Annotated in this window: 14 protein-coding genes; 4 read left to right on the forward strand and 10 right to left on the reverse strand. The window is 71.7% G+C overall.

The genetic code is table 11. From position 1 onward, the window contains the following. The coding region (locus ACOADB_RS02790; RefSeq protein ID WP_378596392.1) for an HNH endonuclease signature motif containing protein at window positions 1-615 on the forward strand (615 nt) is incomplete at its 5' end. Here ACOADB_RS02790 and ACOADB_RS02795 read toward each other — a convergent pair. The 7 genes from ACOADB_RS02795 to ACOADB_RS02825 form a co-directional block, all read right to left on the reverse strand. Next, on the reverse strand, window positions 609-1,022 hold the full coding sequence (locus ACOADB_RS02795) for a hypothetical protein (RefSeq protein WP_378596393.1): 414 nt from the start codon (window positions 1,020-1,022) through the stop codon (window positions 609-611). The genes ACOADB_RS02790 and ACOADB_RS02795 overlap by 7 nt on opposite strands. A gap of 23 nt (window positions 1,023-1,045) precedes the next feature. Next, window positions 1,046-2,047 (reverse strand): DUF808 domain-containing protein, encoded by a 1,002-nt coding sequence (locus ACOADB_RS02800; protein ID WP_378596394.1) that lies wholly within the window; start codon window positions 2,045-2,047, stop codon window positions 1,046-1,048. A 50-nt stretch (window positions 2,048-2,097) separates the two neighbouring features. Next, the gene (locus tag ACOADB_RS02805) at window positions 2,098-3,177 is read right to left on the reverse strand and encodes an acyltransferase family protein (protein WP_378596396.1); all 1,080 of its coding nucleotides are present in this window, start codon (window positions 3,175-3,177) and stop codon (window positions 2,098-2,100) included. Window positions 3,178-3,274: 97 nt separating this feature from the next. Beyond that, window positions 3,275-4,300 (reverse strand): SIS domain-containing protein, encoded by a 1,026-nt coding sequence (locus ACOADB_RS02810; RefSeq protein WP_378596397.1) that lies wholly within the window; start codon window positions 4,298-4,300, stop codon window positions 3,275-3,277. Between the two features lie 16 nt (window positions 4,301-4,316). Further along, window positions 4,317-4,493 (reverse strand): Trm112 family protein, encoded by a 177-nt coding sequence (locus ACOADB_RS02815; RefSeq protein WP_378596409.1) that lies wholly within the window; start codon window positions 4,491-4,493, stop codon window positions 4,317-4,319. 11 nt (window positions 4,494-4,504) lie between these two features. After that, window positions 4,505-5,881, reverse strand: a complete 1,377-nt coding sequence (locus ACOADB_RS02820) for a phosphomannomutase/phosphoglucomutase (RefSeq protein ID WP_378596398.1) — start codon at window positions 5,879-5,881, stop codon at window positions 4,505-4,507. Between the two features lie 106 nt (window positions 5,882-5,987). Further along, window positions 5,988-6,365 (reverse strand): DUF3499 domain-containing protein, encoded by a 378-nt coding sequence (locus tag ACOADB_RS02825; RefSeq protein WP_378596399.1) that lies wholly within the window; start codon window positions 6,363-6,365, stop codon window positions 5,988-5,990. A gap of 213 nt (window positions 6,366-6,578) precedes the next feature. Here ACOADB_RS02825 and ACOADB_RS02830 point away from each other — a divergent pair, with 213 nt between their 5' ends. Further along, window positions 6,579-6,890, forward strand: coding sequence for a metallopeptidase family protein (locus tag ACOADB_RS02830; protein WP_378596400.1), 312 nt, complete (start codon window positions 6,579-6,581; stop codon window positions 6,888-6,890). 23 nt (window positions 6,891-6,913) lie between these two features. On the opposite strand, the gene ACOADB_RS02835 is transcribed toward ACOADB_RS02830, so the two are convergent. Genes ACOADB_RS02835 through ACOADB_RS02845 form a run of 3 tightly spaced genes read right to left on the reverse strand, consistent with a single transcriptional unit; the run spans window position 6,914 to window position 11,560 of the window. Further along, on the reverse strand, window positions 6,914-8,374 hold the full coding sequence (locus ACOADB_RS02835) for a DUF5719 family protein (protein WP_378596401.1): 1,461 nt from the start codon (window positions 8,372-8,374) through the stop codon (window positions 6,914-6,916). Further along, window positions 8,367-11,252: a glycosyltransferase family 2 protein gene (locus tag ACOADB_RS02840; RefSeq protein WP_378596402.1), complete on the reverse strand. Its 2,886-nt coding sequence runs from the start codon at window positions 11,250-11,252 to the stop codon at window positions 8,367-8,369. The genes ACOADB_RS02835 and ACOADB_RS02840 overlap by 8 nt, the downstream gene beginning before the upstream one ends. 53 nt (window positions 11,253-11,305) lie before the next feature. Beyond that, complete coding sequence (locus tag ACOADB_RS02845; protein ID WP_182380013.1) at window positions 11,306-11,560, reverse strand: WhiB family transcriptional regulator; 255 nt, start codon at window positions 11,558-11,560, stop codon at window positions 11,306-11,308. A 186-nt stretch (window positions 11,561-11,746) separates the two neighbouring features. On the opposite strand from ACOADB_RS02845, the gene cofD reads away from it, so the two are divergent. After that, window positions 11,747-12,796 (forward strand): 2-phospho-L-lactate transferase, encoded by a 1,050-nt coding sequence (gene cofD / locus ACOADB_RS02850; RefSeq protein WP_378596410.1) that lies wholly within the window; start codon window positions 11,747-11,749, stop codon window positions 12,794-12,796. Continuing rightward, window positions 12,784-12,944 (forward strand): coenzyme F420-0:L-glutamate ligase (locus tag ACOADB_RS02855; RefSeq protein WP_378596411.1); only part of this gene is annotated, 161 nt, incomplete at its 3' end. The genes cofD and ACOADB_RS02855, both read left to right, overlap by 13 nt.

Consider the following 12,944-nt stretch of genomic DNA (forward strand, 5'->3'; position numbering starts at 1 on the left):
GCCAAGTCCGTCGGCGACATCGCCCGCCAAGACCTTTCCCTTGACCTGCTCTTCGCCGACCCCGACACCGGTGAGGTGATCGCCACCGTCCCCGGTCGCAAGGTCGAGATGAGCGTCCACATCACCGACACCACCCTGAACAAGGTCAACCCGTTCGCGAACCCTGTCGGGCGTTGGGACCAGGGCCGCACCCCGGTCTCCACGGCGCAGATCAAGGAATGGCTCCAAGCCCCCAACACGTCGGTGACAGTGCGCCCGGTGATCGACCTCGCCGACTGCGTGCCGGTCGATTCCTACGAGATCCCCGACCGGATCCGACGCATCGTCGAACAAAGGGATCACACCTGTCGGTTCCCCTGGTGTGGCAGGCCGGCCGCGAAGTGCGATCTGGACCACGTGGTCCCGTACAACAAGGGCGGCCCGACCTGCCCCTGCAACCTCGCCCCGGGTTGCAGGCGACATCACCGCGCCAAGACGTTCTCGAACTGGTCCTATCTCGTCGTGCTATCCGGTCACTACCTGTGGATCAGCCCGCACGGCCACCACTTCCTCGTCGGACCCAACGGCACCCGCGCCCTCGACCCACCCCGGTCACCCGATCCCGACGGTCACTGACCCCCACGCCCCGAACCCCGCCCACCAGCGGGGTCCGAGGCATGCCCGCGTGCGGGTGCCGCAGTGCGTGACGCCCGAAGGGCGAGGACGACCCCAACGGTCGTCAGGAGCAGCGCCAGTGCAGCCAGGCCGACGGCTCCACGGAATCTGGCCATGTTGGCTGAGTAGCACTCAGCCCCTACCTCAGCGAAGTAGTCGTGCGGGTGCTCGCCGCCCGGCCCCTCGCTGTTCTCGTTGAGCCCCGCGTCCCACGGCGCGATGCTGCAACCCACCTCGCCGGCAGGCTCACCGGTGAAGTCCGATGCACTGACGTTCACCGTCGGGTTGTCGAACCACACTGTCAGTCCCAGGACGAGCAGCAACAACGCCCCGACGAGACACGTCGCGGCAGTGCGACGCGATCCCACGCCCCCACCCTGAGCCGACACGGTCAGTGGGCGGGCCCCGCCGGGGCGTCCGACGACCCGTCCGTGTCGTACTGCTCGATCGGGTCCTTGTCCCCGGGGAACGGCAGCACCCGGACGACGGCGACGACGATCGAGCCGACGACCAGGCCGATGACCGCGGAGATGCCGGTGTTGGCGAGCCAGGCGAGGACACCGCCGACGAAGCCGTGCACCGCGTGCTTGATGTCGTGCTCGATGCCGTGGACCCACTCGTACGGCGCATCCCACCAGCCGACCTCGTGGATGTTGACGAGCAGGATGTGGCCACCGACCCAGAGCATGGCGACGGTGCCGACGATGGAGATGAACGACAGCAGCTTCGGCATGGCGGCCACCAGGCCGCGGCCGAGCGCCTGCACGAAGGACGCCTTGCGCTGGGCGAGGTTGAGGCCGACGTCGTCCATCTTCACGATCAGCGCGACGACGCCGTAGACGGCGATCGTGATGACGAAGGCGACCACCACGAGGATCGCGAGGCGTGCCCAGAAGCTCGCGTCGTCGTCGATGTCGGCGAGCGCGATCACCATGATCTCGGCCGAGAGGATCAGGTCGGTGCGGACGGCACCGGCGATCATCGCCTTCTCGGCCTCCGGGCTGACCTCGCTGACCGGGGTGTCGTGGTCGTCGTGGCCCGACAGCATGTGCCAGACCTTGTGGGCGCCTTCGTAGGCCAGGAACGTGCCACCCGCCATCAGGATGATCGGGAGCAGGTCCGGGAGGAACTCGCTGAGCAGCAGCGCCGCTGGCAGGATGATCAGCAGCTTGTTGCGGATCGAACCGATCGCGATCTGCTTGACGATCGGGAGCTCGCGGTCGGCGGCAAGGCCGTGGACGTACTGCGGCGTCACCGCCGTGTCGTCGATGACCACACCCGCAGCCTTCGTCGTGGCGCGGCCGGCCGCGGCACCGACGTCATCGATGGACGCGGCCGCGAGCTTGGCGATGGCAGCAACGTCGTCGAGCAGGCCGAAGAGTCCGGCGCTCACGCGGCCTGTCCATCCACGGAGGTGGTCAAGGTGATGGGCATGGCGGAAGGCTACCGGCCCACGGTGACCGGCTCCCCCACCACTTCGAGCTCCCGCTCCTGCTCCTGTACGACGACCGCGAGCGCCACGGCGTCATCGACCCTGCGGTCGGCGGACGCGAACGGATCCACGACGTGCTGGAGGAACCGTCGTACCGGCGGAGCCGCCAGGCCGAACGCGATGCCGAGCCCGGCGACGGTCGCTGCGGCCAGGCCCAGCCAGGGCCGTCCTTCGGCCCATTCGGGGAAGCCGGCGTACTCAAGGCCCTTCACGGCGAAGCCGTGGAACAGGTAGATGACCATCGTCGCCGCGCCCATCCGGGCGAACCAGCCGCCGACGCGCGGCACCACCGCCAGCCAGGCCACCGCACCGGCCATCCCGACACCGAGCACCAGCAACCGGGTCAGCACGGCGGTCTGGCCCGAGGCGTCGATGAACGAGTACGGCTTGAAGTAGAGGTAGTCGCCGCTGGCCCAGCGGTCGAGCGTCAGCGCGAGCAGGCCGATGACCGCGAAAGCCGCCGCACCGAGGACGGTGGCCGAGCGCGAGCGCAGTCCCTCGAGCCGCTCCGGGGTCGCCTTCAGGCCGAGCACGAAGAACGGCAGCAGGCCGAGGATCCGTGCGAGGTCGAACAGCTGCGAGAGCTCGCCGTCGATGAAGCCGCTCGCGAGGCTGACCGCCACCGCGACCACGACGCCACCCCACAGCGGCCGGAACGCCGGCGCGAGGAGCCGCCACACGATCAGGGCCGGGAGGTACCAGAGCGGGAAGTGCGGGTCGGTGAACAGGTCGACGAGGTTCTCCCCGCCCACCTTGATCCGGAAGAGCGCGAGCGCGGCCTCGAACACGAGGTACGGAACAGCGAGCGTCGTGACCAGCTGCCACATCCGGCCCGGGGCCCACGTGAAGGCACGCGACAGGTAGCCGGAGACGAAGACGAACGCGGGCATGTGCCACAGGTAGAGGAAGTCGTACAGGCCTCCTCCGAGGCCGCCCGGCGGCAGCAGTGCCCAGGTGTGGCCGAGCACCACGAGCGCGACCAGCGCCATCTTCGCGTTGTCGAGCCAGGGGTCCCGAGAGGTGGAGGCCATCACTCCTTGGTACCCGAAGTCGCCGAACCAAGTCCAAGTGTCCGACAACCCGACAAACGGGCTCCGTGGCCCGCCAGCGAGCCCGCCAGCGAGCCCGTCAGTCCGGGACGAGACCCAGCCGCAGGTACTCCGCGGCGTAGGTGCCGCTGAGCAGCAGCGAGGCGTAACGACCGACCTCGCCGGCCGCCTCGGAGGCCACGTGCTCGATGCGTACGTCGTGGGCCAGGCACGCCTCCTCGAGCCGGATCCGCTGGTCGCGGACGACCGGGTCATCGACCCCGTCGTCGAGGATCACCAGCACCGGACGGCGCTCACCCGCGTCGTCCGCGAACGGGTCGGCGAAGACGTTGCGGGGACGCGCCGCCTCGATCACGGGCAGCAGGTGTTCGGCGTCGCCGGCCAGGGCCGTGCGTCCCGACGTACGACGAATCGACTCCGCGACGCGGCGCGCGGCCCGGGCGGCCAGGACCGATCCGCCCCAGACCAGCGGGCTGGCGTCGGCCAGCGAGATGGCCAGCATCTTGGCGGGGTTGATCGAGATGTCGCGGTTCGGCGAACAAGCGATCGCCACCACGTCGAGCGCGTCCGCCACGGCGTCAGGGTCGGCGTTCGGGCCGATCTGGATCTGGTCGAGGAACGACAGCATCGCAACGGCGGTGGCCAGCTGGTCGCCGGTGTCGGTCGGAAGGATGGTGGTCCAGCGGCCGGTGGCGTGCTGGGCGACCAGCGACTCCGACGGGGTGGCGACCACGAGCTGGCAGCCGCGTCGCGCCGCTTCAGCCACCGCGGACGCGGTGCCGGGGTCGGAGCCCTCCGGGGCGAGCACGACGACCAGGTCGAGGCTGCCGGTCCAGCCGGGCAGGGCGGGGGCGGGCCAGGCGACGAACGGCACCGGGCAGAACGGCTCGAGGACCGCCCGCAGCAGGCGGGAGTCCGGCCCGGCGGCGATCACCGCACGGGGACGGGTCTCGCTGGACCGGGAGACGGCTTCGGCAATCGCCTCTGCGGCGGCGCCCACCTCACGTCGTACGCGCGCGCCGGACTCGGCCAGGGTGCGCAGCCGCAGGTCGGCGCTGCCCAGGGCGCTCTGGTCATCCAGGCGGGACTCGTCGAACCAGACCATGGCGAGGACCGGGCGCTCAGGCCGGGGAACGGGCCTCGTCGACGAGCAGCACCGGGATGCCGTCGCGCACGGGGTAGGCCAGGCCGCAGCCGCCGCACACCAGCTCGTCGGCGCCGTCGGTCCCGGAAGGGGTCAGGGTGAGATCGCCCTTGCAGGCAGGGCAGACGATGATCGCCAGCAGTTCGGGCGAGATCTCGGGGGTGCTCACTTGTCACCCCGGATGATCGCCAGGGCTTCGTCTCGGACTCGGGCCATGGTGGGCTCGTCCTTTCCTTCGGCGTTGAGCCGCAGCAGCGGCTCGGTGTTGGAGGCGCGCACGTTGAACGCCCAGTCGGCATGGCTGATGCTCAGCCCGTCGAGCTTGTCGATCGTGACGCCGTCCTGGGCGCCGTACTCCTTCTCGAGGGCGACCAGGACAGCGCCCTGGTCCTCGACGGTGCTGTTGATCTCGCCGCTGAGCGGGTAGCGCTCGTAGTCGTCGAGCAGCTGCGACAGCGGGACATCGGCCTCGGCCAGCGCAGCCATCGCGTGCAGGGCCGCGAGCATGCCGGAGTCGGCGCGCCAGAAGTCACGGAAGTAGAAGTGGCCGCTGTGCTCGCCACCGAAGATCGCGTCGGTCTCGGCCATCGTGGCCTTGATGTAGGAGTGGCCGACCCGGGTGCGCACCGGGGTGCCACCGAGCTCGGTCACGATCTCCGGCACGGCACGCGAGGTGATCAGGTTGTAGATGATCGTCGAGCCGGGCTCCTTGGCGAGCTCGCGGGCCGCGATCAGCGCCGTCAGCGTGGACGGGGAGACCAGCTCACCACGCTCGTCGACGAGGAAGCAGCGGTCGGCATCGCCGTCGAAGGCCAGACCGATGTCGGCGCGCTCGGCGAGCACGCGCTTCTGCAGGTCGACGAGGTTCGCGGCCTCGATCGGGTTGGCTTCGTGGTTCGGGAAGGTGCCGTCGAGCTCGAAGTACATCGGCACCATGTCGACCTGGTCCGCGAGCCGCTCGAACACCGCCGGAGCGGTGTGACCGGCCATGCCGTTGCCGGCATCGACGACGACCTTCAGCTTGCGGCCCTGCACCGGGGCCAGCGACAACAGGTGCGCGGCGTAGGCCTGGAGGACGTCGAGGTTGTCGACCCCACCCGTGCGCGTGCCGACGACGGGTGCGCCGGCGGCGACGCGGTCGCGGATCTCGGCCAGGCCGCTCTCCACGCCGACGGGCTGCGCGTACGCACGGCAGAGCTTGATCCCGTTGTACTGCGCGGGATTGTGGCTCGCGGTGAACATCGCGCCCGGCAGTCCGAGGTGGCCCGAGGCGAAGTACAGCTGGTCCGTCGAGGCGAGGCCGATCATCGTGACGTCGGCACCCGCCGTCGTCGCACCGTCGGCGAAGGCACCGGCCAGGGACGGCGAGCTGGGTCGCATGTCGTAGCCGATGACGAGGGCGTCGATCCCGAGCACCTCGACGTAGGCCGAACCCGCAGCGCGGGCAAGCTCCTCGTCGAGCTGCTCACCGACGATGCCGCGTACGTCGTAGGCCTTGAAGACCTTGCTCAGGTTGTCCGGTGAGGTCGTGGCACTGGCCATGAACGGGACACTAGTGCAAGCGCCCCGGCCGGCAGCGCGGCGGGAGGCGCCGATGGCAGCTCGCTGCCCCCAGTTCTGTGCCGGAGACGCGCTCGGCCAAGGACAATCAGTCGTCGGAGGTGAGCATCCGCAAGTGCCCCTTGCGACCGGTCTCGCGACCCGTCTCGCGCACCGGCTCGACGACCTGCCGAACGGGGCGCGCGGCCTCGCGGACGGCGTCGGCGAGGGCCAGGAGGTCGTCGCCACTGGGACCGGCCTGCTGGGTGCCGAGCGCGAGGCGCAGGACCTCCCAGCCGCGGGGCGCGGAGAGGCGCTCGCTGTGCGTCTCGCACAGGTCGTAGGCGTGCGGCTCCGCGAACGTCGCCAGCGGACCGAGGACGGCCGTGGAATCGGCGTAGACGTAGGTCAGGGTCGCGACGGCGCGCCGGGCGCAGGCCGTGCGGGAGCAGGTTCGGAGTCCCTGCTGGGCCGGAATCGCGCTCACGGCGCAGACGCTACCGCCCCGGGGAGGCAGTGGTGGCTAGGCTCGCGGATCGTGGAGCCAGAACAGTCGGACGGCGGTGGCGGACGCCCGCGTCCCCGCAGGGATCGCCGCGGACGAGGCGTCCGGGGACCCGCCGTCCTCCCCCGCTCGGGACCCCTCGGCTCTCCCCGACCGCCGCGCCCCCGCAGCCGGCGCGAGGTCTTCGACCGGATCATGCTCGACATCGTCACCGAGATCGACGGCCGCTGGTCGGCACGCCTCGGCCTGGTCGAGTACGCCGTCGAGGACACCCCGCAGCTGCCCGACGACTGGGACTCCGGCCGGGTGCCGCTGTCCTCGCTCGTGCGCGGCAGTGGTGCCACACCGACCCGCCTGGTCGTCTTCCGGCGTCCACTCGAACACCGTGCGGCCGACCGCGCGGACCTCGAGGCCATCGTGCTGACCGTGGTCGTCGAGCAGGTGGCCGAGCTGCTCGGCATCGACCCGAGCGAGGTCGACCCGCGCTACCCGGCCGACCCCGACTGATCCCGGGCTGATCCCGGGCTGGCCTACTGCGGGACGACCACCGGGATGCGCGAGCGGAGCTCTGCCGCGCGGACCCGGATCGTGGCGAGCCCCGGTCCGCGTCCCGTCGCGGGGATCGAGACGATCGCGCCGATCGACGTGTTGCGTGCCTCGACGGTGATCGTGACGGCGTTCGGGGGCAGCGCCAGGCTGGCCGCCCGGTCCGGCCCGACCTCGACCGGCTTGTCGGCCAGCACCTTGCCGGCGGCGTCGTAGGACTTCACGTGGACCACGCCGGTCCGGTCCGCGCCGCCGAGCAGCAGGGTCTTCGCCCCCACCGGCAGTACGGCGGCCGCGGGGTCGCGCAACAGCGGCACCGGAGCGAGCAGGACCAGGTCCGTCCTCGACAGGAGCCGTACCGAGGAGGTGAGGGGGCCGGTCGACTCCAGCTCGAGTCCGACGACACCCTTCGCGGTGTCGCCGGAGAGCAGGCTGGTCAGGTTGACCGCCTTGATCGAGTGCGGAGCGACCGAGATCTCCTCGGCACCGGCAGGCGTGAACACCGCCTCGGCCGTCACGAGGCGGGTCGTCACCCGGATCTCGTCGTCACCCGGGTTGGCCAGGACCAGGGTCGACGCACCCTTCTTCTCCGGGATCCCCAGGATCAGGTTCGTGGTCGCGGGTTCGGCGTTCGTCGGGAGGAAGTCGGTGGTGACGCGACCGCGACCGAGCGGGTCGAAGGTGTTGCGCGCGGTCGCCGTCACCCGACCCCGCGTGACGGTCAGGTGGGCGGCCGACCACGCGTCCCTCGGCGCCGCCTTCGCCAGTTCGAGCCGCTTGACGCTGTGACCCGGCACCTGGATGCCGCGGAGGCCCGGCTCGTCGATCGGCCCGGTGGCACCGATGAGTGCGAGGTCGACGACCGCGTCGCCGTCGTCGGGGTTCACGAGCTCGAGGGTCGTCGCGTAGCGGGCCGAGGCATTGATCCCGACCAGCCATTCGTCGTACGACGGGGCACGGCACTCGGGCACGGCGAGCCGGTCACCACGGCCGGCCACCAGCCCGGGGGCGGCGTCACCTCGGCCGTCGAGCACCGTCGCTCCACCACTGGCGGGTACGACGACGCCACCGCCGGCGCCGACGGCGAGATCTGCGCCCTCCTTGGTCGCGCCCTGCGCACTGCCGTTGCCCTCCGCGTCGACGGGCGCCCCACCCGTGCGGACGGCGACCTTGCCGCCGGGCACCCCCGGCGCCCGGACCGCGCGGACCGGGCCGCTGGCGGCGTCGAGGCCGGCCGGGCAGACCACGGTGGCGGCGGTCAGCGCAGAGGTCGTCGGCGGGCGGAGGCCGGCGACCGAGTCGCCCTCCCGGCCGATCAGGGTGACGCACAGCGCGACCACGGCCGGCAGCACGATGGCCAGCGCGACGATGATGTCGATCCGGCGCTGCGGAGTGATCACCGAGCGCCGTCCGGCACCCGGGGTCGGGGTCGGGGACTCAGTCATCACGGCTCCTTCGCAGCGGGGGCAGGGCGAGGATCACGAGCACCGGGATCGCACCGCCCTGGATGATCAGCAGCAGCCAGCGGAACCAGGCCGGGTGCCCGGGAAGCGGTTCGGGGCCGGGGGTGACCTGCCAGGCGCGGGTGCCACGCTCGGAGCTGGCCTGGTCCAGGCCGGAGGTCGCGTCGAGGCTCGCCGCCACGGCGCCGTCGGCCGGAGCGGCCTGGACGATGTAGAGGATCCCGTACCCGGCCAGCGCATCGAGGGCGTCGCCGTCCGGCGAGGTCACCAGCGACCGGATGATCGTGGTGATCTCGCTGTCCTCCGGGGTCAGGGCGGCCACCTCGTCCTCGCCGACGGTCGGCCCGTCGCCGCGATGGACCTCGTACCGGAGGCCGTCGTCGATGGAGCCGCGCAGCACCAGGACACCGTTCTCGGGTGCCTCCTCCGCGCGCTGGACCATGTAGACCGGCACATCGGACGGCGCGTCGTCGGTGAGCTCCTCGCCGCCCCAGCCGGCGAACCACACGAGCGCGACGAGCGGGGCGACGACAGCGGCGATGCCGCCGACGGCCAGGCCGGCCTGCACCGGACGGGGCTGGTCACCGAGGTGGTGCAGCGACAGTCCGCCGAGCACGGCGGCGGTGAGCCAGGCACCGTGCAGGAGGAGCAGCACCGCGCCCACGCCGGGCTGCTGCTGCGCGGTACCGGGAAGGTCGATGGACGGCACCGTCAGCGGAATCGCCACGAGCGCGGTCACGGCGGCGACCAGCCAGCAGATGACGACCGGGATCCGGGTCCTGGTCGGGAGCAGCGCGAAGAGTGCGAGCGCGGGCAGCACCAGTCCGGCCTCCGCGGGCGCGCCGAGACCGGCCAGTCGGCCGGCGAGCAGGTCCCAGCCGGACGTGGCCACCGTCGGCCAGCGGCCGATGTCGAGGACGGTGGCTGCGAAGGCACCCTCGAGGAGCGCCGGAAGCCACCACGGCAAGAGGACCAGCAACGGCACGGCAAGCGCCGCGACCGGCGGTCCCCAGACGGAACGTTCGCGCACCTCGTTGGGGATCAGTCGGACGGCGCTGGCGAGGAGCACTCCGATCAGCACGGCGACCACCAGCCAGGCGGACGGTGCGACGGCGGTCATCAGGGCCAGGGCCAGACCGGTGCGCAGTCCGGCACGCCAGCGGTGGTCGGGCTCCGGGTCGGCGAAGCCGAGCGCAGCGTGGGCCAGCCAGGGCAGGATCGCCGCGGCCACGACGATGCCCCAGCGCCCGCCGCCCCAGGCGCCGGCGGCCAGAGGGACCAGCGCCCAGGTCACCGATCCCCACAGCAGCAGCCAGCGCGGGGCGCCGTACGGTGTCGCCAGCCGGCTCACGACCCGCAGGAACCGCCACGCGCCCCACAGTGCGATCGGCGCGGCCAGGGCCATGAGCAGGGAGATCAGCAGGGACGGGCCGAACAGGGTCCCGAGCACCGCCAGGGGCAGGACGTACGGCGGCGCCGGCACCTCGCTGCCGAACCCGATCGGGTGCCAGCCCTCGAGGTGGAGGCGCCACCAGGCACCCACGGAGTCGGGGGTCGGTGACAGGGCACCCCCACTCAGGCCGCCGACCACGTCGCGGACGCCGATCAGCAGCGCGATCACCGTGATCGCCGTACCGACGGCCGTCGGGCTGGTGAAGAACCGGACGACCAGGCCGGTGTCGGCGAACTCGTCGTCCTCGTCACGGTGCCGCGCAGGCGGCGGGGCGTCCGACCGTTCGGCTGCCGCGATGCGCCGCCGCTCGGCGACGTCGGATGCCTGGTTGGTCGCCGCGGCGACCAGGTCACTGAAGAAGTCGAGGCCGTGGCGGTACGGCAGCCACCAGGGCGCCAGCAGCCGGCGCACGCGGTCCCGGTCCGTCCCGTCGGCACCGCGAACCTTCGCGACGACCGCCGCGCGGGAGCGTCGGGCTTCGAGCAGCTGGCCGGGGTGGCGGAGCACGGCCACGAGGGCGGCGATCTCGTCGAGGCCCTCGCCCACGGCCCGGACGCAGAACAGCCCGATCATCCGCAGCACCGAGCCGAGAGCGAGCCGGACGACCTGGAACGGCAGGGTCACGCCGCGGGCGTTGGCCAGCAGCGTGAACAACGCCGCACGGCGTTCCTGGAAGTGCGTGTGGCGCCCGGTCAGCGGGGTCCGCCGGACCCCGCGGTGGGCCGCCTCGGCGTGGAAGACGATGGCCTTCGGCACGATCAACGTGGTGTGACCGACCGCGGCGGCGCGCCAGCCGAGGTCGATGTCGTTGCCGAAGATCGGGAGTGCGGGGTCGAAGCCCCCGAGCTCCTCCAGGACCGAGCGACGCACCAGCATCCCGGCGGAGTTGACCGCGAAGACCTCGCGGACCTCGTCGTGCTGGCCCTGGTCGAACTCGCCACGCTCCAGGCCCGTCTCGCGACGACCCGTGCCGCTGATCGTCACCCCGAGCTCGAGCAGGCGCCGCAGCGACGGCCACTCCCGCAGCTTCGGACCGAGGATGTCGGCCTCCGGGCGCGCGGCCGCGGCGGCGAGGAGCGCCGTCAGCGCGTCCGGCGCGGGGGTCGAGTCGTCATGCAGGATCCAGATCCACTCCGGCTCCCGGCCACTCTCGGCGAGGGCGACGAGGCCGTCGGTGATCGCTTCGGGGAACCCTGCGCTGCCGGGCAGGCTGCGCAGGAGGGTCGGGATCCGGCCGTCGAGGCCGTCGCGCACCAGGGCAACGCTGTCGTCCAGGCTGCCGGTGTCGACAGCGACGACCGAGTCGAGGGGGGTCGTCTGGGCGAGCAGTCCATCGAGGACCGTCGGCAGCCACGAGCCGCCGTCGTGACTCACGAGGAGGACGGCGACCTCGGGATGTTGCGACACGGGAAGACCCTACGTGCGACGGTCCGAGGGGGGCGAACCGTCGTCGCGTCGGGTCAGACCGCGCGCTTCTTCAGCTTGCGACGCTCACGCTCCGACAGACCACCCCAGATACCGAACCGCTCGTCATTGCCGAGCGCTGCCTCGAGGCAGTCGTCGCGGACCTCGCACGTCTGGCAGACCTTCTTGGCCTCGCGCGTGGACCCACCCTTCTCAGGAAAAAACGCCTCGGGGTCGGTCTGCGCACACAATGCGCGTTCTTGCCACCCCAGCTCTTCGGACTCTGCTTCGACCAGGAACAGTTCTCTCATCGATTCGCCCCTTACAACTCGACCCGTGCCCGAACGACACTGTTGGAATTACATACGTGTCATACCCAAGTAGTCAAGCCCGAATCTGCTATGGACACCCGCCGGGCGTGTCGCATCAGCCGCACGGCAGAGTTGACCCTTGTGGAAACGACACATGAATCGGCCCCCACGGCGGCGCCCACCTCGATGCCCGCCTCGACGCCCGCCTCGGCGGTGCGACGGATCACTGTCCTGTCGGGCGGCATGGGTGGAGCGAAGTTCCTCCAGGGCCTGCTCCACGGTATCGCCTCGGGTTCCCTGCCCGGAGTGGCCCCCGACGCCCACGTCACCGTGCTGGCCAACACCGGCGACGACTGGTGGATCCACGGCCTCAAGGTGTGCCCCGACCTCGACACCGTGATGTACACCCTCGGCGAGGGCATCGACCTCGAGCGCGGCTGGGGCCGGCGCGAGGAGACCTGGAGCGCCAAGGAGGAGCTGGCGTCGTACGGCGTCGAACCGACCTGGTTCGGCCTCGGCGACCGCGACATCGCGACCCACCTGGTCCGGACCCAGATGCTCGACGCGGGCTATCCGCTGTCCGCTGTGACCGCAGCGCTGTGCCGGCGCTGGCTGACGCCGACGTACGGCGACCGGCTCACCCTGCTGCCGATGAGCGATGACCGGGTGGAGACCCACGTCGCGATCGCCGACCCCGAGGCCGCGAGCGGCAAGCGGGTCGTCCACTTCCAGGAGTACTGGGTCCGCCTGCACGCCGAGGTCCCCGCCGAGACGGTCGTCTTCGTCGGACTGGACCAGTCCACGCCCGCGCCCGGTGTCCTCGACGCGATCGCGGACGCCGACCTGGTGATCCTGCCGCCGTCCAACCCGGTCGTGTCCGTCGGCACGATCCTCGGGGTGCCCGGCATCCGCGACGCGGTGCGTGCGACGAAGGCCCGTGTCGTCGGCCTCTCCCCCATCGTGGGCGAGTCCCACGTCCGCGGCATGGCCGAGCAGATGCTCACCTCCGTCGGGGTCGAGGTCAGCGCGGCCGGCGTCGGCCTCAACTACGGCGCCCGCGCCAACGGTGGCGTGCTCGACGGCTGGCTGATCGACGAGCGCGACGCCGCGCAGGTCGCGCGCCTCGAAGCCGCCGGCCTCCCGACCGCCGCCGTACCGCTGATGATGACCGACCACGACGCGACCGCCGCGATGGCTGCCGCCGCGATCACCCTGGTGGCACCGTGGGCCCGCTGACCGTCGTCGCTCCCGACGGCGTCCCCGAGATCACGGCGGGTGACGACCTCGGCGCCATCGTCCTCGCCGCGTTCGGGACCGACGGGCTCGCCGACGGCGACATCCTCGTCGTCACCAGCAAGGTCGTCAGCAAGGCCGAGGGACGCGT

Origin of the sequence: Nocardioides sp. CPCC 206348, from assembly GCF_048654705.1 — a bacterium.
Classification (GTDB): domain Bacteria; phylum Actinomycetota; class Actinomycetes; order Propionibacteriales; family Nocardioidaceae; genus Nocardioides.